Source organism: Hyphomonas oceanitis (assembly GCF_036964545.1).
Taxonomy (GTDB): Bacteria; Pseudomonadota; Alphaproteobacteria; order Caulobacterales; family Hyphomonadaceae; genus Hyphomonas; species Hyphomonas oceanitis.
On sequence record NZ_JBALTL010000001.1, the window covers coordinates 37,202 to 58,814 of the forward strand.

Annotated in this window: 23 protein-coding genes; 13 read left to right on the top strand and 10 right to left on the bottom strand. The window is 62.1% G+C overall.

The features are described 5' to 3' along the window. Nucleotides 1-8 precede the first annotated feature (8 nt). Nucleotides 9-1,070 (bottom strand): enoyl-CoA hydratase/isomerase family protein, encoded by a 1,062-nt coding sequence (locus V7651_RS00180; protein WP_335611804.1) that lies wholly within the window; start codon nt 1,068-1,070, stop codon nt 9-11. A gap of 134 nt (nt 1,071-1,204) precedes the next feature. On the opposite strand from V7651_RS00180, the gene V7651_RS00185 reads away from it, so the two are divergent. Continuing rightward, nucleotides 1,205-1,474, top strand: a complete 270-nt coding sequence (locus tag V7651_RS00185) for a PilZ domain-containing protein (RefSeq protein ID WP_335611805.1) — start codon at nt 1,205-1,207, stop codon at nt 1,472-1,474. On the opposite strand, the gene V7651_RS00190 is transcribed toward V7651_RS00185, so the two are convergent. The 6 genes from V7651_RS00190 to V7651_RS00215 form a co-directional block, all read right to left on the bottom strand. Then, a complete protein-coding gene (locus V7651_RS00190; RefSeq protein WP_335611806.1) occupies nt 1,471-2,310 on the bottom strand; it encodes a TauD/TfdA dioxygenase family protein in 840 nt (279 codons plus the stop codon). The genes V7651_RS00185 and V7651_RS00190 overlap by 4 nt on opposite strands. A gap of 84 nt (nt 2,311-2,394) precedes the next feature. Then, nucleotides 2,395-4,926, bottom strand: a complete 2,532-nt coding sequence (locus V7651_RS00195; protein WP_335611807.1) for a zinc-dependent metalloprotease — start codon at nt 4,924-4,926, stop codon at nt 2,395-2,397. Nucleotides 4,927-5,029: 103 nt separating this feature from the next. Further along, on the bottom strand, nt 5,030-5,503 hold the full coding sequence (locus V7651_RS00200) for a hypothetical protein (protein ID WP_335611808.1): 474 nt from the start codon (nt 5,501-5,503) through the stop codon (nt 5,030-5,032). Nucleotides 5,504-5,762: 259 nt separating this feature from the next. Next, nucleotides 5,763-6,824, bottom strand: coding sequence for a hypothetical protein (locus V7651_RS00205; protein WP_335611809.1), 1,062 nt, complete (start codon nt 6,822-6,824; stop codon nt 5,763-5,765). 19 nt (nt 6,825-6,843) lie between these two features. After that, nucleotides 6,844-7,317, bottom strand: a complete 474-nt coding sequence (locus tag V7651_RS00210) for a hypothetical protein (protein ID WP_335611810.1) — start codon at nt 7,315-7,317, stop codon at nt 6,844-6,846. Between the two features lie 168 nt (nt 7,318-7,485). Continuing rightward, on the bottom strand, nt 7,486-8,625 hold the full coding sequence (locus V7651_RS00215) for an isobutyryl-CoA dehydrogenase (protein WP_335611811.1): 1,140 nt from the start codon (nt 8,623-8,625) through the stop codon (nt 7,486-7,488). 62 nt (nt 8,626-8,687) lie between these two features. On the opposite strand from V7651_RS00215, the gene V7651_RS00220 reads away from it, so the two are divergent. The 5 genes from V7651_RS00220 to V7651_RS00240 all read left to right on the top strand — a co-directional run bounded on the left by V7651_RS00220 (nt 8,688) and on the right by V7651_RS00240 (nt 11,900). Next, nucleotides 8,688-9,224, top strand: coding sequence for a GNAT family N-acetyltransferase (locus V7651_RS00220; RefSeq protein WP_335611812.1), 537 nt, complete (start codon nt 8,688-8,690; stop codon nt 9,222-9,224). A 30-nt stretch (nt 9,225-9,254) separates the two neighbouring features. Then, nucleotides 9,255-10,253, top strand: a complete 999-nt coding sequence (gene hemB / locus V7651_RS00225; RefSeq protein WP_335611813.1) for a porphobilinogen synthase — start codon at nt 9,255-9,257, stop codon at nt 10,251-10,253. Between the two features lie 32 nt (nt 10,254-10,285). Then, complete coding sequence (locus V7651_RS00230; RefSeq protein WP_335611814.1) at nt 10,286-10,720, top strand: hypothetical protein; 435 nt, start codon at nt 10,286-10,288, stop codon at nt 10,718-10,720. Nucleotides 10,721-10,963: 243 nt separating this feature from the next. After that, a complete protein-coding gene (locus tag V7651_RS00235; RefSeq protein ID WP_335611815.1) occupies nt 10,964-11,323 on the top strand; it encodes a GIY-YIG nuclease family protein in 360 nt (119 codons plus the stop codon). 220 nt (nt 11,324-11,543) lie between these two features. Then, nucleotides 11,544-11,900, top strand: coding sequence for a hypothetical protein (locus tag V7651_RS00240; RefSeq protein WP_335611816.1), 357 nt, complete (start codon nt 11,544-11,546; stop codon nt 11,898-11,900). A 10-nt stretch (nt 11,901-11,910) separates the two neighbouring features. Here V7651_RS00240 and V7651_RS00245 read toward each other — a convergent pair whose 3' ends face one another. After that, nucleotides 11,911-12,513, bottom strand: a complete 603-nt coding sequence (locus V7651_RS00245) for a TetR/AcrR family transcriptional regulator (protein WP_335611817.1) — start codon at nt 12,511-12,513, stop codon at nt 11,911-11,913. Between the two features lie 69 nt (nt 12,514-12,582). On the opposite strand from V7651_RS00245, the gene V7651_RS00250 reads away from it, so the two are divergent. The 3 genes from V7651_RS00250 (at nt 12,583) to V7651_RS00260 (ending at nt 14,925) form a co-directional block, all read left to right on the top strand. Continuing rightward, entirely contained in the window at nt 12,583-13,437 is an 855-nt protein-coding gene (locus tag V7651_RS00250) for a metal-dependent hydrolase (RefSeq protein ID WP_335611818.1), read from the top strand. 285 nt (nt 13,438-13,722) lie between these two features. Next, nucleotides 13,723-14,241, top strand: a complete 519-nt coding sequence (locus tag V7651_RS00255; protein WP_335591468.1) for a c-type cytochrome — start codon at nt 13,723-13,725, stop codon at nt 14,239-14,241. Between the two features lie 6 nt (nt 14,242-14,247). After that, nucleotides 14,248-14,925 (top strand): cytochrome b/b6 domain-containing protein, encoded by a 678-nt coding sequence (locus tag V7651_RS00260; RefSeq protein WP_335611819.1) that lies wholly within the window; start codon nt 14,248-14,250, stop codon nt 14,923-14,925. Nucleotides 14,926-14,999: 74 nt separating this feature from the next. Here the strand turns inward: V7651_RS00260 and V7651_RS00265 are convergent, their stop codons facing one another. Further along, nucleotides 15,000-15,335, bottom strand: coding sequence for a hypothetical protein (locus tag V7651_RS00265; protein WP_335611820.1), 336 nt, complete (start codon nt 15,333-15,335; stop codon nt 15,000-15,002). A gap of 299 nt (nt 15,336-15,634) precedes the next feature. Between V7651_RS00265 and V7651_RS00270 the strand changes: the two genes are divergently transcribed. The 4 genes from V7651_RS00270 (at nt 15,635) to V7651_RS00285 (ending at nt 19,619) form a co-directional block, all read left to right on the top strand. Then, nucleotides 15,635-15,988, top strand: a complete 354-nt coding sequence (locus V7651_RS00270) for a hypothetical protein (protein WP_335611821.1) — start codon at nt 15,635-15,637, stop codon at nt 15,986-15,988. Between the two features lie 422 nt (nt 15,989-16,410). Further along, nucleotides 16,411-17,256: a helix-turn-helix domain-containing protein gene (locus V7651_RS00275; RefSeq protein ID WP_335611822.1), complete on the top strand. Its 846-nt coding sequence runs from the start codon at nt 16,411-16,413 to the stop codon at nt 17,254-17,256. A gap of 13 nt (nt 17,257-17,269) precedes the next feature. Then, complete coding sequence (locus V7651_RS00280; RefSeq protein WP_335611823.1) at nt 17,270-18,868, top strand: GMC family oxidoreductase; 1,599 nt, start codon at nt 17,270-17,272, stop codon at nt 18,866-18,868. 73 nt (nt 18,869-18,941) lie between these two features. After that, nucleotides 18,942-19,619, top strand: coding sequence for a nitroreductase (locus tag V7651_RS00285; protein WP_335591472.1), 678 nt, complete (start codon nt 18,942-18,944; stop codon nt 19,617-19,619). A 7-nt stretch (nt 19,620-19,626) separates the two neighbouring features. Here the strand turns inward: V7651_RS00285 and V7651_RS00290 are convergent, their stop codons facing one another. Next, complete coding sequence (locus tag V7651_RS00290; protein WP_335611824.1) at nt 19,627-21,600, bottom strand: hypothetical protein; 1,974 nt, start codon at nt 21,598-21,600, stop codon at nt 19,627-19,629. Nucleotides 21,601-21,613 lie beyond the last annotated feature (13 nt).

The following is a 21,613-nucleotide window of genomic DNA, read 5'->3' on the forward strand; positions in this document are numbered from 1 at the left end:
CCGCTCGATCAGTCGAATTCGAGTTCGTCCGCCCCAAGCGGCTCGAAATAGCGCGCCACATCCGCCACGCCGACATCCTCCAGCCGCGCGGGCGACCATTTGGGCGCATTATCCTTGTCCACGATCACCGCCCGCACGCCCTCAAGGAAGTCGGCGCTCTGCACCTTGCGCCAGCCAATGCGGTATTCCATCCGCATATTGTCCTCGAACGTCTCCGCCGCAGCGCCCTCGCGCAGCTGGCGCAGGGCCACTTTCATGGTCTCGGGCGACTTGGTCTCCATCACAGCCAGCTGCTCGCGCGCCCACTCGCCTCCATCGGCCTCCAGCGCTGCCACGATCGCCTCCACTGTATCCAGCGCAAAGCAGCGATCCATCACGTCGACATGCGGGCTATAGGTCGCGTCCGTCACGGCATGCGTCAGCGTCCGCAGGATCTCGTTCAGCAGGTTCGCTGCGTCCACCGAGAAGTCAGCGCCTTCAATCTGCTTCCTCAAATTGCCGATCAGTTCTGACGGTATGAAATGCGTCGCCACCCGCGCCGCTGCGACGTCACTGCCCTTCAGCCGCGCGCCTGTCAGCGCCAGCCATGTGCCGAGCGCCCCGCTGAGGCGCGGCAGGAACCAGCCACCGCCCACATCCGGGAACAGGCCAATCCCCGTCTCCGGCATGGCGAACAGCGTCCGCTCCGTCGCCACCCGGTGCGAGCCGTGCACCGAAAGGCCCACGCCCCCGCCCATTGTCACGCCGTCCATGATCGCCAGCACAGGCTTCGGGAATGTCTTCAGCGCGGCATTCATCCGGTACTCGACATTGAAAAAGGCACGCGCCTCGCTGGCATCCCCCGCGCCGCTTTCCGCAAGCATGCGTATGTCGCCGCCGGCGCAGAAGCCGCGCGTGCCCTCTTCATGCTCCACCATGACCAGATGAACCGTGGGATCCTCCGCCCAGCGCTCCAGCGCCGACAGGATGCTCTCGCACATGGGCGCATTCAGCGCGTGCAGCGCAGATGGCCGGGTCAGTGTAATACGGCCCAAGCCTTTGTAAACTTCGATCCTGACGTCTTCAGTCATCTGGCTTTCCTTTTTCTTCTCTTATGCGAATGCTTTAAAACGACCATCAATACAGGACAATCTGTTTACCAGTTTCTGGCATATATACTTGTGGACGCACCAATACAGGCACGCGGCGTCCCCGAGGAGCCGTCATGGACACGACACCAAATCGCAGGGGCGGCCGAAAGCCGATTACCGGAACCGGCGTCATCAAACTAGGCCTGTTCAAGCGCCTGAGTTGCGAAATCCGCGATGTCTCGCCCGGCGGCGCCCGTATCGTCACGCCCGAAGGCGCTGACCTGCCCGAACGCTTCACCATGCGCATGCCGCACTTCAAGACCCCCCGCACCTGCATTCGCCGCTGGCAGAGCGGCAGCGAGACCGGGGTCGAGTTCGCCAACGTCGTCCCCATAGAAGATTAGTTCAGCGCGCAGCCTTCCAGCGTGATGCGGTGCATGATGCGCCGCTGGCCGTGATAATCATTCAGCGCCCAGTGCCAGGTTGAGCGGTTGTCCCAGAAAGCCACCGATCCCGGCTTCCAGCTGAACCGGTACGCATTCTCCATATTCATCGCATGCGCATACAGTTTCGCCAGCAATGGCATTGCCGCCTCCTGCGTCCGCCCCGCAATGCCCATCGTGAAAGCCGGGTTCACATAAAGTGCCTTCTTGCCACTCAACGGGTGCGTGATCACCATCGGGTGCACCACATCGTCCAGCACGTCAGCCGCCGCCGCATTGCCGATCCGCTCGCCGCCCGCATCTGTCTTGTTGTAATAAGTCTGCCCCTGGGAGCCGAAAATCTGCTTCGCCGAATGTAAGGCGCGCTGGCCCTCGATCTCGGCCTTGGTCTCATCGTCCAGAGTTTCATAGGCGCGGTACATGCTGGCAAAGAACGTATCGCCGCCGCTCTCCGGCAACACGCGCGCCACAAGGATCGATCCCATCGCCGGGATCGCGTCATAGGAATGGTCGGTATGCCAGCCACCGCCAATATTGTCCTTCTGGTCGGCCTCCTTGGCCACCATGGCAATCTGCGGATAGTTCGGATGCGCCGCAAAGAACCGGTTCACATTGATCGGTGCCCAGCGCTCGGCAAAGGCGATATGGTCTTCCTCGCTGAGGTCCTGATCGCGAAAGAAGATCACGCCATGATCGGCATAGGCCTGCCGGAGCGCATCAAACTCCCCGTCCGTCACCTTGCGCAGGTCCACGCCCGTAATCTCCGCGCCCACGCCGGGCAATGTCTCGATATGCATAGGTCTCTCCCGATCCGCCGACTTCACCCGGTCTCATGGGATCAGCCTACTCCAGACGCGGCTTCAGGCAAGCGCGCAATTCGCCTACCCGCCCGCCGCCAGCAGCGCCGTATCGCAATGCCAGCATTCCTCAGAACTGCCGCCGCCAATCGGGCTGCCCGGCGGCACATCCGTGCCTTTCGCGCCCGGCATATGGGCTTCGGCTGGCCGCGCCAGATGCGCCGCAATCCGCCGCACCAGATCGGTCCGCGTCGCCGTATCCGTTCCCGCCACCGGCTTCTCCAGCTTCTGGCCCAGCGCCATCAGATAGCCATTCGTCTCGGCCACCACTTCCGGCGTCGCCTTGCCGCCCGCCGCCAGATCTATCAGCGTCGACACATAGCGCACCTGCTCGCGGTGCAGGATCGTGGCCTGCCGCGGCGCTCCCGTCGCCATGAACACCGCGCCTTCAATTGCGCCCAGCACCTCGCCATAGGTCAGCGCGCCGGGCTCACGCCGCGCCGTCTCCACCAGCCGCGCCGCCCGCGCCGGATGCAGCAGCGCGCCCAGCGTCGTTGACGCCGCCGTATCCGCCGCCGCCAGCAGGTCGAACATCGCGCCCGTCTCCCCGTTGAAATATTCCGCGCCGCTATCCGTCCCGAAGAAGGAATCGAGCGGCGTGTTCAACAGGTTCAATGTCGCATCTGGCAGGTCGAGCGCAGCCGGGTCCAGCGTCGCTACCAGCGCAGCCAGGGCCTCGCGTTGCCGATCAGCAGGCACCGGCATGCCGCGTCCGCCGCCATCCCCATTCACCGCATACTGGAAGTCATACCCGCCAACGGACTTCGCCGCTGCCGCCACTTCATACCGGTGATAAAGATAAACCGGCACCAGCACCGCGCGCAGGTCAAACGTCGGCTGGCCCGGCCGAATGTCGCCCAACCCGAATTTCGCGAGCGCTATTTTCCGCACACGCATCGTCTCGCCCAGCGCCGCAATCGGATCGTTTCCATTGTCCCACACGCTCGCATAGGGGTGGCTCGTGCCCGTGCCCCGCGCCTGTGGATCATCCACGAAGCGCAATCCGCTCGCATAGGCCGCGCTCAGCACCTTGCTGCCTTCGGCGACCGCATCAGCGCCCGGTGCATATTGCCCATACAGCCAGCGCGCCGCCACCTTGTCCCACGCGCCAATGCCCACGGCATAGGCCTGCGAAAAGTCCAGCGTGCCATCCGCCTTCGCCGTCACCAGTGGAGCCGGATAATCCATCACCGACGCGCGGTCATTCGCCGAGGCCGCAAAATTGTGCGCAAAGCCCAGCGTGTGGCCTACTTCATGCGCGGCCAGCTGGCGAATACGGTCAAGCGCCAGCTCCACCGGATCGTCCGCCTCGCCCGTGCCCGTCTTCGCCGTGCCGCCGAGGCCTTCAAAAATCATTCGGTCCTGCCGCACGCGCTGGCTACCAAGGATGACATTCGCCTTCAGCATCTCACCCGTACGCGGATCATACACGCCGCCGCCATAGCTCCAGCCCCGCGTCTGCCGGTGCGTCCACTGGATCACATTATAGCGCACATCGAGCGGGCTCACGCCTTCCGGCAAAACCTTCACCTCGAACGAATCCGGAAAGCCCGCCGCCGTAAAGGCATCCGCCCACCAGGACGTGCCCTCCATCAGCGCGTTGCGGATCTCCTCCGGCGCGCCGCTGTCCACATAGAACACAAGCGGCGTCTTCGCCGGGCTGCTCGCCGCTGTCGGATCCTGCTTCTCCAGTCGGAAACGCCGGGCGAAAGACTGGCGCACCTGCCCGGAAAGCGGCGCCGAGAAATCATAGAAGCCGACATCAATCGCCCCGCTGCGCGGATCAAACGGGCGCGGCGTATAGCCATCGTCCGGCAGGCGCACCAGCGACTGGTGCTGCACCAGCGTGAAGGCCCGCGCATCCGCTGCGGTCGCCCGCACCTGAGATTTCGGGTCGTCACTCATCAGCGTCAGGAAGGCATCGAATTCCACATTGTCCGGAAAGGCAAAGGCCGCGCCCGTGTCCGGCATCGTGCGGTCCTCGGCAATCGCAAAAGTGCCGCCATCTTCATTGGCTTTCAGCGCCCCGCGCACATCCAATGCGTCCCGCGTCAGGAAGCCCGACAGGTCCACCAGCAGCGCGCCGTCCGCACCTTCCGCAATGATATCGCCCGACCAGAGGAAAGACCGCGCAAAGGATTCCCGCACCGCCTTGCGCTCCAGCGGATTGTCCGCGCTCGCCCGATAGGTCCAGTTCTCCTTCTCCGCGACCAGCTTCTTGCCGACACGCCGGAACGCAAGAATGCCGCCCTCGTCAAAATAGCCCCGGTCGAGCCCGATGGGATTGGAACCAAGCCCCGCCGTAAGCCCTGCCGAATGGATCGCCCGCAGCGACAGCCCGTCCCCGTCCGGCGCCGGAAACGCCGCCAGCACGCGCCCACCCTTGGCGTCGACATAGAGATCAAGAAACCCCTCGCTCCGCGTCAGCCCCTTCGTCGCCGCGCCCCAGTCGCCCGCAACCGGCGCCTCAGCCGCCACAGACGCCTTCGGCTGCGCCGCACAGGCAGGCGGCAAGAATGAAAGGGCAGCAATGGCGAGGGCGGCAACAAGGCGCATAGGGCAACTCCGGTAATGTCAGGCTGCCCGCAAGCTGCCGCATCACCCGAAGGAGTTCAAACCCTTTCGCCCAAATAGGTCACAAAAGCCTATCGCAGCCGCATCACCCATCACACGCCTGCGAATCCCGCTGAATGCCCACATCCTTCACCTTGCCCGACACATTATCCACGTCGAAATAGATGTCTCCATAGCCATACAGCGTGACATCATCCTGCGTCACCACGCATTTCGGCTTGCCATAGGCGCCGCGCGCCAGGATCTGCTCGGCGCCGGGGCCAACGCCCACATCGGTGCGATAGCTCGGATCGTCCGCGATGATCCAGTACACATTGTCGTCGGCGGCCACCGTCAGCCCGTCATAGAAATAGGTCGTCGCCCGCGTATTCGGTATCGGCGTCGTCTTGCGCGGATTGCCCTTCGCCGCGAACAGCTCGAACAGCGTCATGCCCAGTTTGACATCGCCCACCCGCTCGCCCGGCACAATCAGATTGTCGTTGAGGCTCCGCGGCGCACTCGCACAGGCCCCAAGACCCAGCACCATCGCCGCCACACATATATTCCGGACCACATTCATCGCGGGCCCTCCATCATCACACGCTACAAGGACGCACAGCTCACCGCATCGCCGCCCTTATGTCGAGGCGCGAACAGCACGAAATCATCATTATACGCGCAAACCAGCCACAATTTTTCGTAATGTATACTGATCTGTAATGTGCGAAAATCAGCGCACCACAAGCGCCGCCAACCTCTGAAATTAAAAAGGGGCGCATCATGGCCAATGGCCTCGATGCGCCCCAATCATGTAACAGGCACGGATCGGCCCTCTGGTTCTATTGTTTCGGCCAGAGCGTCTGGTTGCTCTGGTCAAGCACCTTCAGCTGGCGGTTCTCGATCGCAAGAACGGCTTGTGGATTCTCGACACCGGTTTGCCAAATGATATTATCCCGCGCATCCAGAAGAACAAAATTGCCGGACATCTGAAGCTCGGCGCTCTTGCCGTTGAGAGGCGCCTGCGCGTCATTATGGCTTCCCCATACGAACGCGTCACCCTTGTCATAAACAACGAGGTTCCCGTCATCCTGCAGCACCACGTAGTAATTCTTGGCCTTCGTGAAATACTTCTTGTTGACCTCCAACGCCGAACCGCGCGTGATTGACGGGATCGCCGCACTGTTGCGCGTCACGGCGTTCTTGATCACCTTCGTATCAGTCTCGACCTCAGCGAACATATCGACGGTGATTGTACCGTTGCGTGTGTAGGCATTCGCTTCCGTTTTACTGCCTTCGGGGCGGTAGTGATAGCGCGGGTAAAATGTCTTTGTGTTCTTGCGCCCCATAACCGAGGCCTTGATTTCCTCGCCCGGCAGAACCGTCACTTCCTGGGATGCGGTGATCGCCTTGGACGTCTCTTCACCCTTGCTGGAATCGGTACCAAACGACTGCGCCAATTCAGTACTCACTGTCAGCTCGCTACCGGCGGCACCGACACCCGGCACTTCGACGGATGCGCTGGAGGCCAGCGAAACGCCCACGGTCACCGACGTATTCTGGTTCCATGAAAAGGAGCTGCTCTTCGTTTCTGAATACGAAATCTCGAGGGTACACGTAATTGGGTTCGTTGCGTTCACATCGTTTTTGCAGACGTTCGAACCGCCGATCATTTCCTTGTCAGAGCCTGCGTTCGTCTCGGCTTCTTTCCAGGTATCCACCTTGTACATCTCATAGCCCAGGCGTTCGACTTTCAGGCTCGATACCCGGTCATCCCAGCCCTCCTTCAGCAAGTTCACATCAAGGCCATTGCTACCGCCATCAAAGACCTCATTCTGGCTTTCGAAATTGTGACCGTCATAAAGCGTAACCTTCACGCCCGCCGGAATACGGATGGAAGACATCAGGTCGGCCAGTAGCAGCTCATGCTTTTTTTGGGCTCTGATTATAGTTGCCAAGGCCAACAGTGTGAATCGTCTGGTTCGGCTTGGTATTTTCAGTCTGCGGATGCTCATACATGGTAATAGTCGGGCCATCTCCGGCCGCAGAAATCTCAAGCGAGCTGATCGCGTCGCCGAACCATTGCATGTGCGGATAATTCCCGCCCCATAGCGTCGCGGAATCAGCCTTTGGCCCCAGGTCACGGTCAATGTAGATTGTGACCTTCACGTTCCGACCGACCTTCATCGACGATATCTCGTCGCTCCAGCCCTCGAGACGCGCATGGCGTCCCAACTTGTATGTCTCTTTCGGACCTGTGCATTCAGCGTCGCCAAAAACGATGATCTCGGTTGCGGCGGGGGCACCTACCCTCGTGCAATCTGCGGCGGCAACGCCCGGAAATGCCACGGCACCCAGAATCGCGAGCACACTGCCCGCGCTGGCAAATCTATTCATTATGTTCCCTACCCTTGTTGATTGGAATTATCTTCCACAACGGGGAGGATTCCCGCGCCCAGGATAAGACGTTCCAATTTTTATTGGTGGCAGATTACGAAATCCGGACAAGATCGCAATGCTACTTCTGGGAATTATTTCTGTTGGTCTAAACTTTGGCGCTAACCCCTAGCCCTTCAGCATGTCCCGCGAGATGATCACCCGCATGATCTCGTTCGTGCCCTCGAGAATCTGGTGCACGCGCAGGTCGCGCACGATGCGCTCCACGCCATAGTCCGCGAGATAGCCATAGCCGCCATGCACCTGCAGCGCGTCATTGGCCACTTTGAACGCCGTGTCCGTCACGAACCGTTTCGCCATCGCGCACCAGCGCGTCGCGTCCGGCGTCTTGCCGTCCAGCCGCCCGGCCGCTTCGTACAGCATCACGCGCGCCGCCTGCAGCTCGGTCTCCATGTCGGCCAGCTTGAACTGCATCGACTGGAATTCCGCCAGCGCCTTGCCGAACTGCATCCGCTCCTTGGCGTAGGCCACCGCCTTGTCCAGCGCCAGCTGCGCGCCGCCGAGGGCACAGGCCGCAATGTTCAGCCGGCCGCCGTCCAGCCCCGCCATCGCGAAGCGGAAGCCATGCCCCTCTTCGCCGATCCGGTTCGCTGCCGGCACGCGCACGCCATCGAGGATCACCTGCGCCGTCGGCTGGCTCTTCCAGCCCATCTTGCGCTCGTTCGCGCCGAACGACAGCCCCGGCGTGCCCTTCTCGATAATGAAGGCCGACACGCCCTTGGCACCATCATCAGACGTGCGCGCCATCAGCACGTAAACGTCCGATGTGCCCGCGCCCGAGATGAACTGTTTCGTGCCGGTGATGACATAGTCATCGCCATCCTTCACGGCCTTCGTCTTCAGGCTCGCCGCATCCGATCCCGCGCCCGGCTCGGTCAGGCAATAGCTCGCGATCAGCTCCATTGAGGTCAGCCGCGGCACCCAAGCCAGGCGCTGCTCCTCTGACCCGAACGTGTCGATCATCCAGCTCGCCATGTTGTGGATCGAGATGAACGCCGCCGTCGACACGTCGCCATAGGAGAGCTGCTCGAAGATCAGCGCCGCATCGGTCCGCGTCAGGCCGGACCCGCCCACATCGTCCTTCACATAGATGCCCGCAAAGCCCAGTTCCGCCGTGCGCTTGATCACATCGACCGGGAAATGGCTCTCCTGATCCCATTTCTCCGAATGCGGCAGCAGCTGCTCCACGGCAAACTTCTGCGCCATATCGCGGATCATGACCTGCTCGTCTGTAAACATGGCGCTCATTGGCATTTTGTCCCTTATTCATTACACTCGCCAGCAATGACAAACTGCCGCCACGAGAGTCAATGCGCCGTTTACCCGACGATTATTCGATCACGCGCGCCGCTCGCGATGAAATACCTGCCCTGATCCGCGTGGATCTGGCGGCCAGCACGCTATTTGCCGAAACCGGTCTCCTCTCGGCAGAGGCCCTGAATGACCATGTCCCGGAAGAGGTTTTCGAGCAGGCCATCGCCAATGACGACCTCCTCGTCGCCCGCGATCACAAGGGCCGCGCCGTCGGATTCGCGCTCACCTCCCAGCGCGGCGGCACACTCTATCTCGACCAGATCAGCGTGCATCCCGATCATGGCCGCAAGGGCCTCGGCCGCGCCCTGATCGCCCGTCTCGCCAGCGAGGCCAAGGCCCGCAAGCTGAAATACATCACGCTCTCCACCTTCCGCGATCTCGCCTGGAACGGCCCCTTTTACCGCCGTCTCGGCTTCCGCGAGATTGCCGCCACCAAGAAGGCCGACTGGATGGTCGACCTTGAAAAGGTGCAGGCCACCAGCCTCGACCTGTCCAAGCGCTGCTTCATGATGCGTCGCATTGGCTGGTTGTAGATCGCCCCGATCTGCCGCATCTATCCGCGCATGACCCAGTTTCCCCAATCCTTCCCCGCCACCCGCATGCGCCGCCTGCGCCAGTCCCCCTGGATCCGCAGCCTCGTCGCCGAAAACACGCTCACGCCCGCCGACCTCGTGTGGGCCATTTTCGTGCATGATGGCGAAGGCCGCGTGCCCGTCGGCAGCCTGCCCGGCATCGACCGGCTCAGCGTCAGGGAAGCCGCCCTCGCCGCCAAGCGCGCCAGCGAGCTGGGCATCCCCGCCATCGCCATCTTCCCCTATATCGGCCCAGAGGGGAAAGACGAGACAGGCTCCGGCGCCCTAAACCCCGACGGCCTCGTCCCCCGTGCCCTGCGCGCCATGAAGGATGCCGCCCCCGAGATCGGCCTCATCACCGATGTCGCCCTCGACGCCTACACAACCCACGGCCATGACGGCCTGCTCGATGCCGACGGCACCATCCCGAACGATGCCACCGTCGAAAAGCTCATCACGCAGGCCCTCGCCCATGCCGCCGCCGGCGCCGACATCGTCGCCCCGTCAGACATGATGGACGGCCGCATCGGCGCCATCCGCCAGGCCTTCGACGACGAGGGCTTCACCAACATGATGATCCTCGCCTATGCCGCCAAATATGCGAGCGGCTTCTACGGCCCCTATCGCGACGCCATCGGCTCGGCCAAGTCCCTCAAGGGCGACAAGAAAACCTACCAGCAGGACCCCGCCAACAGCGAGGAAGCCCTGCGCGAAGTCGCGCTCGACCTCGCCGAGGGCGCCGACATGGTCATGGTCAAACCGGGTCTTCCGTATCTGGACATTGTCCACCGCGTCGCCACCACATTCGGCGTCCCCACCCTCGCCTACCAGGTCTCCGGCGAATACGCACAGATAAAAGCCGCCGCCCTGAACGGCTGGATCGACGGCGACCGCGTCATGATGGAGTCACTAATGTGCTTCAAACGCGCTGGCGCGAGCGGCATAATCACGTACTTCGCGGAAGAAGCTGCGGAGAAGCTCGGCGGTTAAACTGCCTAAGAGATTAACTTCAGGATACAGCGATGACCGCAACATCAGAACAACTTCATTCTGCATTGATCTACTGCTTGGATTTTGCCAAACTCATGCTCGAAAAAGCAGGGGAGTTCTATCCCTTTGGTGCAACCATAGATCAGCAGGGCGAACTCAGCGCGAGCGGCGCCTGGATGGGAGAAGAGCACCCGGACAAACAAGAGGCTTTCTCATTCCTGAACAATGCACTTCGGACTAAACTTTCTGATGGAACAGTGATCGCTATAGCAGTCGCCGCTGACGTAAATATTCCGAGCCAATTTTCACCTGCATTTCCAGATGGTGTCAGAATATCCCTTGAGAGCGCGGACTACGCAAGACATGCCTATACTCCTTACCGGATCAAACGGCAGGGATTTTTGAAATCGAAACGCGTTGTTGAATTTGCCGAACCATTCTCTGTCGAAACAGGCTCTCCGGATTGAATCGTCACAAGACGGAAAAACAAAGTAGGGTGTATTAGGGCCGCAGGTCGCAATGCACCGCTTTCGTGGCACGTACTGAAAAGTACATCGCGCTTCGCTTAATCCGCCTTACGCGCTCTCCCCATCGCCCCAAGAACAGGCTCATCCTGAGCGAAGTCGAAGGATGGCGTTCCCGCACCAAAAACCCTATACGCTCGCGCTCAATCCTTCGACTTCGCTCAGGATGAGCGCTAAAAGAAGGTGATGCAATTCTGGGTCTATCTTCTGCTGTGTTCAGACGGGAAATACTATGTCGGCTCCCACAGGGGAGAGGACGTGGAAAACCGCGTCTGGACTCACAATGAAGGCGTCGATCCGAAAGCCTTCACGTTCAGGCGAAGGCCTGTCGAGCTGATCTGGGCGGGCGCGTTCCCGGACCCGACCAGCATGGTCAATTTCGAACGCCAAATAAAAGGCTGGAGCCGAGCGAAGAAGGAAGCCTTCGTTCGCGGCGATTGGGCCGGCCTCAAGGCCTTGTCGAAATCGCAGTCAGCACCACCCATCAGGGAGTTGGGAAAGTTCTACAAACTCACCCATCCGGACTCCCAAGACGAACCAGACTGATCCCGCCACCACACACCGAACTCATCCTGAGCGAAGTCGAAGGATGAAGAAGTTGAGCACCTCCGCCCGCGCTCGTGCTTCGACTTCGCTCAGCATGAGCGCTATTAAATAGCCATGCGCTTACCACCCTAACGCAACCGTAACCTCCCCTGCGCAGCTCCACCCCATTCCTGCCACGATCCGCGCCTATCCCTCGGCGGTCAAATTCAGGAGTCCTCCCATGATCCGCACGCTTTGCCTTGCACTTGCCGTCACCAGCCTTGCCGCCGCCCCGGCCCTTGCCGAGGACCGGGCCGATGAGGTCGCCGCATGCATGGTCGCCAATGCGACAGAGGCCGACATCGCCCAGATGAAACAGCTGATGCTGCTGGCCCTGCAGGAGAAGAAGCAGGAGGCCACCGGCGTGCTCGGCTCGCTGATGATGACGGCCGGCATGAGCGCCGCCGGCAATTGCGGCGTCGGCTTCAACGAGGTCGGCTCGCCCATGTTCGAATACGCCATGCGCGTCTACGGCGAACACCTCGGCACCGTCGTCATGGAGCGCTCGCTCGACTTCCTCGAACTGCCGATGGAATAGGCGCCGAGCCCTAAGCCGACAGGCTCTGCAGGTACGCCAGCAACATCTGCAGCGTCAGCTCGCGCGCCCGCTCCGGCGGCTTGCCGATCAGCGTACTGAGCGAGGGCCCGAACAGGCCGACGCCCACGGCCAGCGTCACGCTCAGCAGGATCAGCTCCTCGGCCATCTCCGTCGGCACGCCCGTATTGGCAATCTTCTTCTGCGCCACTTCCTGCACCGCTTCGCGCACCAGCGTCAGCCGGCTCGTCTCGTCGGTCAGCTCCAGCCACGCCGCCAGCCGCGCCGCGCCGCGCGTCTCGAACGCGTCGAACAGCGTGCGCAGCGCCACGCCGCGCGCTTCCGCAGGCGCATCCGCAGACACGTCGACCGCCATGATTGCGTCCACCAGGTCGCCAATCATGCGCTCCATCAGCGCCTTCTGCACGGCATCGATCGAGCCGAAATGGTGCAGCACGGTGGCATTGGCCACGCCCGCCGCTTTTGCCACGTCCGCCAGCCGCAGCGATTGCGGCCCCTGTTCCACCAACAGCGATTCCGCCGCCGACAGGATATTGCTGCGCGACTCCTCCGGAGAGCGGCGCACACGCGGGGACGGTTTATTGTTTATTGACATTTTTGTCAGTAGTATCCATCTTGGCTACATGTTCAGTAACGGTTCCGCTCTAAAAAGGCACTAATAACGATGACGAACAAGCGCACACCTGACGATGTAACGATTCTCCCCCGGGATATCCATTTCAACATGGACGCGGCAGACACCGGCCCCTGGCTCGATGGCGACCCCGTTGCCACGGCCATTTTCAACGTCATGTCGCTCACCTTCCCGGATGGCGAGCGCCTCTTCATTGATGCCGTCAAAGCCTATCGCGGCGAAGTCAGCGGCAAGCTGGCGCAGGACGTGAAAGACTTCATCGCCCAGGAAGCCATCCATTCGCGCGAACATCACCTCCTGAACAACAAGATCGACCGCACGAAATACCCGGTCGCCGAGATTGAATCCGAGATCAATACGAACATAGAATTCGGCCGCGCCGGTGGCCGCTTCCGTATGCTGATGGCCACGATCTGCCTTGAGCATTTCACCTCGATGATGGCCGACCTGATGATCGATCTCGAAATCGACGGTGCGCCCCTGTTCAGCAAGACGGATCCCGCGCTGGAGCGCCTGTGGCGCTGGCACGCCATGGAAGAGACCGAGCACAAGGCCGTCGCCTATGACGTCTTCCTTGAGGCAACGAAAGACTGGGCGCCGATCAAGCGCTATTTCCGCCGCTGCCTGTCCATGCTGCTCATCACCCAGAATTTCACGTCGAATATCGCCGACTACGCCGCCAGGATGCTCGTCATCGACGGCTATACCCAGAAGGATGCCGAACGCGCCGTAAAGGAATTTCTTTGGAAGAAGCCCGCCCTATTCGGCAAGGGCTGGAAGGTCTGGCTCTCATGGTTCAAGCCCGGCTTCCACCCATGGGACCACGACAACCGCGATGTCATGGCCCAATGGAAAGAAGAGTTCACGCTGGTCGCCGCCGAATAGGCACCGGTCAGGGCCACTGCGGCCCTAGGCTCGTAGGGTGGGTTGAGCGCAGCGATACCCACCACTCGCCCTCACACCACACCACCCTCAGCCTGAGCGAAGTCGAAGGAGGAACGCAACACCACGCTCCGGGTGGCCCCGCCATGCCGGTCGCCCGTGCTGCAAAGCGCGCGCCTGCCTGCCCTTGAGGCGCACAGCGCTTTCGGCCACCGCCTCGCGCGGCAGAGATTGCGCCTGTCACACGGATTGCCTACGACTGGCTCCAGACCAAGAACGGAGAGCCTCATGACGATTCGCCAGACCCGCTTCACCCTTGCTGCCCTCGCCGGCCTCGCTTTGCTCGGCGCCTGCGGCTCCGGCGATGCCCCGGCTGCGCCTGAGGCGTCCGAAACCGCCACTGTTCTCGACAATGGCATGACCGTCACCGAAGTCGTCGACGCCCGCCAGACCCACCTCAAAGCCGTCGGCAAGGCTTTCAAGACGATCAGCGACAATCTCAAGGCCGGCGAGCCTGACATGGCCGCCATCCAGGCCGCCGCTGCCAGCGTGCCCACCGAGACCGCAGACATGGGCGACTGGTTCCCCGAAGGCTCCGGCCCGGCCTCCGGCGTGAAGACAGATGCCCTCCCCGCCATCTGGGAAAACAAGGCGGACTTCGATTCCAAGATCGCTGATTTCCAGGCCGCCGCCGCCACGCTCGCCTCCACCGCCGAGGCTGGCGACATCGCCGCCATCAGCGAGGCCTTCAAAGCCACCGGCGCCACCTGCAAATCCTGCCACGAAACCTATCGCGCAGACGACTAGATCCTGATGCCGGAACCGCAAAAGCACGTCCTTGTCTGGGACTGGACGATCCGTCTGTTCCACTGGCTCATCGTGCTTGGCGTCGCGACCATGTGGTGGACGGCCGAACAGGGCATGATGGACTGGCACAGGCGGGTCGGCCTCGTCCTGCTCGGCCTCCTCACCTATCGCCTTGTCTGGGGCCTGATTGGTCCGGGAACGGCCCGGCTTTACCGCCTCGTGTCCTCTCCGCGGTCACTCATGACCTATGGGCGTGACCTGCTCGCCCGGCGCCACACCCCGCACGCAGGCCACAATCCCGTCGGTTCGCTCAGCGTCATCGCCATGCTGCTGGCCCTTGCCACGCAGGTCACCACCGGCCTCTTCTTGGTCGATGTGGATGGTCTGGAATCCGGCCCGCTCGCCACCAAGGTCTCCTTCGAAACCGGCCGCTTCTTTGCCGAAATCCACGAGACCAGCTTTAACGTCCTGCTCGCCCTGATCGCGCTCCACGTCGTGGCGATCGCGGCCTACTACCTTGTCTTCCGTGACAATCTCGTCCGCCCCATGCTCACCGGCCGGCGCAGCGAGGCAGACTTCGCGCCCCACAATCCCACCGATGCCCGCGCCTCCTGGCTCCGCGTCCTTATCTCTGCCGCGCTCGCCTTCGGGGCCGTCAGCGCCGTCTGGTTTGCCAGCGCCTGAAATGTATCGAAGGGGCGCCCTTGCGAGCGCCCCTTCTTTTCGGGCCGGAACAATTGAGGTCGGGTTGGAGAACCCTAGTTCCGGCTTGCGAGCTCAAGTTTTGTTTCTAGCAGGGTGCGCCCCTCGTGATGGGCGATCAGCGCGTCCATCTTCGTGGCGGCAACCGCGTCGGTCATCAGCTGCTCGCGGCAGAGTTTCTCGATCTGCACACGGGCTGCGACACCGCCCACCATGCGGCTTTCGACGCGGCAGGCTTTCTTCGCCCTTTTCTCGAAGTTCGCATAAGTGACATCAACGGGTGCGTCGGGTGAGAATTCAAAATCGGCAATGAATGAGTCGTCTGCTGCGGCCGCGCCTGTCAGGACGACAAGGACGGAAGCGGCGACCAATGCTTTGAAGAGGCTGGACATGAGACAAGTTTCCTGAGTGCGTCTGGACAGCTCGTTTGCTGTCCCGCCAATCTCACGCATCCGTAAATCCTTGTCCGGAGGTCCGCCTGATTTCCATCTGATGGAAATATGACGGCCTTGTATTCAAAGGAGATGTTTCTTTCTTGTTGCGGCTCGCAGTGCGATTTTCGGCATCACAATTGATCCGCAGCCGTGTGATCCGCACGCTTTCCCACAGGTCCAGGCCCGTATCCTGCAACAACCACAGGCCTGCCTGAATACTTGTCCGCCCCCTACCGCGCCCGGCCTAGAATGTCCGCATGGATCTTCCCGCCCGCGCCCAACTCTATGCCTTCGTGCATCCGGTCTGCTGGCCATGGCTCTGGTTCCAGCTATGGCGCCTTGGAGCGTGGATCCAGTCCAACAAGCGCGACGTGCTCTTCCACGTTGATCGCTACGGCAATCTCCGTATCGACTTCATCAGCGACGCGCCGCGCGATCCCTCGCGCTACACGTACGAGGCCCCGGTCGTGCCCGCATGGGCCTCGCCGGGCCTCGCCTCCGACATGCCGGAAACCCTCGCGGCCACGGCCCGCCCCGCGCGGCCTGGGACCGTCCTGCCTCTGCGCGAATTGCACCTGATTTCAGCGCCTGATATGCTGGACACGTCCTGACGCCACCATGCCTGCCAAAACAAGACTCCACGCAACCGGATGGCCTCGCCATGCCGGCCGCACGTGCTGCTGATCATGTGCGCTTGAAAGCGAACGAAGCGAGCTGACCGCCGCGTATCATCGCAGCGGAGACTGTGGCGCAGGCGCGTCGGCCCAGTCCACAGCGGTGCGTCCCCTTCACCCAGCTCATTCCGTTCGGCGCTCACTCGCGCCTCCACTTCGCCTATCCCCGGGCGTTCTGGAGCAAGGAATCCCCCTTGCGAAACGCCTGTCCAGCCCGGCCTTGACGGCCACCGGAACCGGAATGGCGATCTCGGATTATTTCCGCAAATCCGAATCCGGGATTGTATAAATTCGCCATCCTGTTCAACTTGCATCAGAACGGAGACGGGCATGAGGCCTGCAACGGGGAGCGGAAAGCCATGATGCAGTTCGAATATGTCCTCCCCCGCGCCGATATCCGCGCCCTTGTCGGCAGCTATTATGACACCACCATCCCCGTCGGCTTCGACGATGTCATGCGCGCCGAAATCGCCAATGTCCGTTTCGTCGTCCGGGGCGCCGTCCGCACAAACATGAACGGCAAGGAGGAGACGTTTCCGGCCGGCTCGGCCCTGCTCTGTGGTCCGACCTATAAATGGTGCAGTGTCGGCTTTGACGATGACACGCTCATCTTCGGCGCGGCGATCACGCCGCTTGGCTGGGCCCGCATGCTGGGCATTCCCGCGAACACGCTGGCCGACCGCACTGTGCCATTCGCCGACCATGTGCCACCGGAATGCGCGCTACACATCCAGCCCATCTTCGACGCCACGGACGCCGCCAGCCGCGCCGCTGCCGCAGACACGCTCTTCGCCGCGCTGGACGATCCCGCCCGCCGCGTCCACGAGGATTTCCTCGCCCTCGCCACGCGCTGGATCACAGATCCCGAACCCAACGAACTGGAAGACCTCCTCGCCGCCACCGACATTTCGGCCCGTCAGGTCGAGCGGCTCTGCAAGCTCTATTTCGGCAGCGCGCCCAAGCGCCTCCACCGCAAGTTCCGCGCCCTCCATTCCGCCAACCGCCTGACCTGGCAGGAGCTGACAGACTGGCGAGACATCGCCACCACAGCCTATTTCGACCAGTCGCACTTCATTCGCGAGTTCAGGCATTTCAACGGGCGCACGCCCAGCGAGTTCATCAAGGGCGCCCACTTGCTCGTCCGCCAGACGCTGAAGGAACGCCTCCAGATCGCCCACGAATCCCCCTTCAGTCTGGTCGGGTAAGGCAGGCCGCGCAGTGCAAACCGAATACGATTACATCATCGTTGGCGCAGGGTCCGCCGGCTGCGTCGTCGCCAATCGCCTCTCGGCAACGGGCAAGCACAGCGTCCTCCTGTTGGAGGCGGGCGGCGCCGACAACTGGATCTGGTTCCACATCCCGGTCGGCTATCTCTTCGCCATCGGCAATCCACGCGCCGACTGGATGTTCGAAACCGTGGCCGAGCCCGGCCTGAATGGCCGCGCCCTCGCCTACCCCCGTGGCAAGGTGCTCGGCGGTTCGTCCGCGATCAACGCCATGATCTCCATGCGCGGTCAGGCTGCCGACTATGACCATTGGGCCAGCCTCGGCCTGCCCGGCTGGAGCTGGTCCGATGTCCTGCCCGTCTTCCGCCGCATCGAGGATCATTTCCTTGGCGACAGCGACCATCACGCCACCGGCGGCGAATGGCGCGTCGAGGCGCCCCGCGTCACCTGGCCCATCCTCGACGCCGTCCGCAGCGCCGCCAGTGACATGGGCGTGCCTCAAGTGCCGGACTTCAACACAGGCGACAATGAAGGCTCCTCCTATTTCCATGTGAACCAGAAACGGGGCTTGCGCTGGTCCGCCGCCCGCGGCTTCCTGAAGCCTGCCCGCAAACGGCCGAACCTCCGCGTCGAGACCGGCTGCCTCGCCGACCGCCTCGTCATGGATGGCACCCGCGCCGTCGGTATCGAATATGTCCGCAACGGCGCCCGCCACACCGCCCGATGTCGCGGGGAAGTCATCCTCTCATCCGGCGCCATTGGTTCAGTCCAGATCCTCCAGCGCTCCGGCATCGGCCCTGGCGCGGCGCTCCAGTCCGCAGGCATCGACACCCGCATCGACCGCCCCGGCATTGGCCGCAACCTGCAGGACCATCTCCAGCAGCGCGCCATCTATGGCGTCACCGGCGCTCGTACCCTCAACGAGACCTATCACTCCCTGCCCCGCCGCGCCGCGATGGGCCTCGACTATGCCCTGCGCCAGCGCGGCCCCCTCACCATGGCCCCGTCACAGCTCGGCATCTTCACACGGTCTGATCCCTCACAGGCCCGCGCCAATCTCGAATTCCACATCCAGCCCCTCTCGCTCGACACCTTCGGCTCACCCCTCCACCGCACGCCAGCCATCACCGTCAGCGCCTGCAACCTGCGCCCCAGTTCGCGCGGCGAGGTCCGCGTCCCCTCCGCTGACCCTCACGCCAAACCCATCATCGCCCCGAACTATCTCGCCACCGAAGACGACCGCCACGTCGCCGCCGACGCCATCCGCGTCACCCGCCGCCTGATGGCCCAGCCCTCGCTCGCCCCCTATGACCCCGCCGAAATCCTGCCCGGCCCCTCCGTCGGCGATGATGACGCCGCACTCGCCCGCGCCGCTGGCGACATCGGCACTACTATCTTCCACCCCGTCGGCACCGCCCGCATGGGCCGCACCGATGACCCGCTCGCCGTCACCGACAGCGACCTGCGTGTCATCGGCACCACGGGCCTGCGCGTCATCGATGCCTCGGTCATGCCGACCATCACCTCCGGCAACACGAACACGCCCACCATCATGATCGCCGACAAGGTCTCGCGGCAGATGGCCCGCTGATTGTCCCAACGGCAGGGTGGCGAGCCCGCCCCGATATGCCTAAACAGGCGCAAGAAAATAAGGGAGCTTCCAGATGGAATTCGATGACGTGATCATGGGTCGGCGCAGCATTCGCGGCTACCAGAAGAAACCTGTCCCAAAGGCCCTGATCCGCGAGATCCTTCAGCTCGCCATGCGCGCGCCCACCTCGCTCAACACCCAGCCCTGGAACTTCTACGTCGTCGCCGGTGAAGTCCTCGACAAGATCCGCGCAGGCAATGTCGAACGCAACCTCGCCGGTGTGCCGCACAGCCGCGAATTCCGCCTCGGCCCTGATTATGCAGGCGCCCACCGCGAACGCCAGATCGGCATCGCCATCCAGCTATTCGAAGCCATGGGCATCGAACGCCACGACAAGGAAGCCCGGCAGGACTGGATCCTGCGCGGCTTTCGCCAGTTCGACGCGCCGGTCTCCATCGTCATCACCTATGACAAGTCCATTCAGGGCAGCGACATCGCCCCCTTCGATTGCGGCGGCGTGGTCAACTGCCTGGTCAACGCCGCATGGTCCAAGGGCCTCGGCTGCGTCATCAACTCACAAGGCATCATGCAGAGTCCCGTCGTGCGCGAGCATGCCGGCATCCCGGACGATCAGGTCATCCAGACCTGCGTCGCCATGGGCTGGCCTGACGAAAGCTTCCCCGCCAACGCCGTCGTCTCCACCCGCAAATCCGTCGACGAAGCCGCCGTGTTCAGAGGCTTTGACGACTAGCGCAGCCCTATTTGCAGGATTGGCCCGAACCGCACATATAGCTGCCCGTATTGCCACTATTATAAGCGTCGCGGGAGCTCTGACGAGCCGCCTCCATGATGTCATACTGGCTGGTATCTGCCGATGCCGCCGAGCTGCCGGATGAACCTGAATAGGCGGGGCCGTACTGAACCGTGCGATTTGGTGCAGGTTTCAGCGTCCATATCCGATTGCCGCAATAGGACTGCTGCCAGGTATCGGCCCAGGCCATGCAGGATTCGGCCATGTCGAGGGTGACCATGTCCCCATACCCGGCCTTCATGACCGCCACGATGGCTTCGGGCAGGAAGCGCGTGTCGCCGCTATAGGCGAGGTCCAGCGCGCCGTAATAGTCACCCACTGCGAGTTTCCTTCTTACCTGATCATGCTTGGCTTCGAGAGCCTGTTCTTCCGCTTCCCGGCGCGCCACGATCGCCGCCTGTTCAGCTTCTTTCTTCCGGAGTTCCGACGCTGCCTTTCGGGCCTCATTGTCAGCAATGAGTTTGTTGAGGTGGGCATGGATCGCCCGGCGCCCCTCGACCGTCATGGACTCCGTCACGAATTCGCGCGCGGCGTCCATGTCCGCCAGCCGTTCCGGATTGGCTCGAAAGTACCAGCCCTCATTGTAACCAACCTGTGTGACGTTCACATCGACCGTTCCATCAGGGAACACGCAGTAAATGCCATTGTACACGGCAGTTTCTGGATTGGGGTCATTACGGACGTCTTCCGGTATGTAGACCGGATAGATTTCGGTGAAGGCGGCCGCCGCTTTCGATCCCACCGCGTGATGCGGCATCAGGTAATTGAAATAGTAATTCGATCTGTCCGGGTAATACGTAATGCCCCAGGTATCGATCGAATACATATAGCTTTTCCAGTCAGGCTTTATCGGCGCAAGGCGCAGGCCATTCGACGTGTTCCACACGGCGACCATGAAGCCATCGGCGTAAGCTTCCAGCGGGTGTTCCTTGAGGCCGGTCGTGACGCCGCGACCAACGGGCCGCACGCCGAGATAGCCAGGATCTTCGCCATGGACGCCGCCCATTGATCTGGCGGACCAGTTGTCCTCAACCGGAACATAGAGCTGCTTTTCCGCATCCAGCACATACATCGCCTGCTTGAACGGGTAGGTCACTTCCAGCGTGGAGACGGTACCCGGTTGGGGCGTAGACTTTACAGCTGGATCCTTCTCAACCACGAGATCATAGACCGAGCCGTCCACCTTGTAGCGGCGCACAAAGAAATCCTGTTTGAGCGTCACCTTGACCGGAGACTCTCCAAGCGTCGCGGCCGGCACGACATTGTCGATTGCGGGGCGTAGAGAGTATTCCTGCGCGAACGAATTCCAGCTCAGCAGGTGGATCGTCTGGCGCGTGCCATCATCGGCGGTGATAAGATAATAGAGTTCATCTCCATAGAGATTGACGAGGTCTGTCACCTCCTCATCCACGACATGGGTCATGCCGATCTGCCCGTCGCCGAGCTTCTTGAGCTTGCCGTTCGACAGGCGCAGGACATACCAGGTCTCAGTCCCAGGTGCCCGCACCAGCATCTGGTCGGTATTGATCGGAAAAACCCCAGACCATTCCGGTTTGACGACCCAGTCGCCATCCTTTTTCGCCGCGCCGTTCGCGCTGTTGTAATAGATTCCGTAAAGGTCGGTCCCGGCGCGGGCGGTGCCCTTCTTGACCTTGGTATCGGCGCTCACCGTGTAGCGCGCATAATGGAAGGGCACCGCGTCGCCGCGCTCCAGCCCCCACTTCTTCTTCGCTTCCCACCCGACCAGCATTTTGGGGATTGGTGACAGGGCGCTCAATGTACCACTCTTCGGCGCTTTCAATGCCACACCGGGATCAAGCGTCGCTGCGGTTTCGGAAGGCGCCACAGGTTCCTGCGCAAGCGCCGTTGCGAATACGCCCACTACGAGCGCCATCCACATTGCCCCAATCATCCGGATCATGCGGATCTCCATT

Excerpts from the sequence above, each read along its gene's own strand:
- V7651_RS00260 (WP_335611819.1), top strand. The coding sequence starts at position 14,248 with ATGCCGGAACCGCAAAAGCACGTCCTTGTCTGGGACTGGACGATCCGT.
- V7651_RS00255 (WP_335591468.1), top strand. The coding sequence starts at position 13,723 with ATGACGATTCGCCAGACCCGCTTCACCCTTGCTGCCCTCGCCGGCCTC.
- V7651_RS00250 (WP_335611818.1), top strand. The coding sequence starts at position 12,583 with ATGACGAACAAGCGCACACCTGACGATGTAACGATTCTCCCCCGGGAT.
- V7651_RS00285 (WP_335591472.1), top strand. The coding sequence starts at position 18,942 with ATGGAATTCGATGACGTGATCATGGGTCGGCGCAGCATTCGCGGCTAC.
- V7651_RS00265 (WP_335611820.1), bottom strand. The coding sequence starts at position 15,335 with ATGTCCAGCCTCTTCAAAGCATTGGTCGCCGCTTCCGTCCTTGTCGTC.
- V7651_RS00205 (WP_335611809.1), bottom strand. The coding sequence starts at position 6,824 with ATGTCTTCCATCCGTATTCCGGCGGGCGTGAAGGTTACGCTTTATGAC.
- V7651_RS00200 (WP_335611808.1), bottom strand. The coding sequence starts at position 5,503 with ATGAATGTGGTCCGGAATATATGTGTGGCGGCGATGGTGCTGGGTCTT.
- V7651_RS00275 (WP_335611822.1), top strand. The coding sequence starts at position 16,411 with ATGATGCAGTTCGAATATGTCCTCCCCCGCGCCGATATCCGCGCCCTT.
- V7651_RS00240 (WP_335611816.1), top strand. The coding sequence starts at position 11,544 with ATGATCCGCACGCTTTGCCTTGCACTTGCCGTCACCAGCCTTGCCGCC.
- V7651_RS00290 (WP_335611824.1), bottom strand. The coding sequence starts at position 21,600 with ATGATCCGGATGATTGGGGCAATGTGGATGGCGCTCGTAGTGGGCGTA.
- V7651_RS00190 (WP_335611806.1), bottom strand. The coding sequence starts at position 2,310 with ATGCATATCGAGACATTGCCCGGCGTGGGCGCGGAGATTACGGGCGTG.
- V7651_RS00195 (WP_335611807.1), bottom strand. The coding sequence starts at position 4,926 with ATGCGCCTTGTTGCCGCCCTCGCCATTGCTGCCCTTTCATTCTTGCCG.
- V7651_RS00230 (WP_335611814.1), top strand. The coding sequence starts at position 10,286 with ATGACCGCAACATCAGAACAACTTCATTCTGCATTGATCTACTGCTTG.
- V7651_RS00220 (WP_335611812.1), top strand. The coding sequence starts at position 8,688 with ATGCGCCGTTTACCCGACGATTATTCGATCACGCGCGCCGCTCGCGAT.
- V7651_RS00210 (WP_335611810.1), bottom strand. The coding sequence starts at position 7,317 with ATGAATAGATTTGCCAGCGCGGGCAGTGTGCTCGCGATTCTGGGTGCC.
- hemB (WP_335611813.1), top strand. The coding sequence starts at position 9,255 with ATGACCCAGTTTCCCCAATCCTTCCCCGCCACCCGCATGCGCCGCCTG.
- V7651_RS00215 (WP_335611811.1), bottom strand. The coding sequence starts at position 8,625 with ATGAGCGCCATGTTTACAGACGAGCAGGTCATGATCCGCGATATGGCG.
- V7651_RS00245 (WP_335611817.1), bottom strand. The coding sequence starts at position 12,513 with ATGTCAATAAACAATAAACCGTCCCCGCGTGTGCGCCGCTCTCCGGAG.
- V7651_RS00185 (WP_335611805.1), top strand. The coding sequence starts at position 1,205 with ATGGACACGACACCAAATCGCAGGGGCGGCCGAAAGCCGATTACCGGA.
- V7651_RS00270 (WP_335611821.1), top strand. The coding sequence starts at position 15,635 with ATGGATCTTCCCGCCCGCGCCCAACTCTATGCCTTCGTGCATCCGGTC.
- V7651_RS00235 (WP_335611815.1), top strand. The coding sequence starts at position 10,964 with ATGCAATTCTGGGTCTATCTTCTGCTGTGTTCAGACGGGAAATACTAT.
- V7651_RS00180 (WP_335611804.1), bottom strand. The coding sequence starts at position 1,070 with ATGACTGAAGACGTCAGGATCGAAGTTTACAAAGGCTTGGGCCGTATT.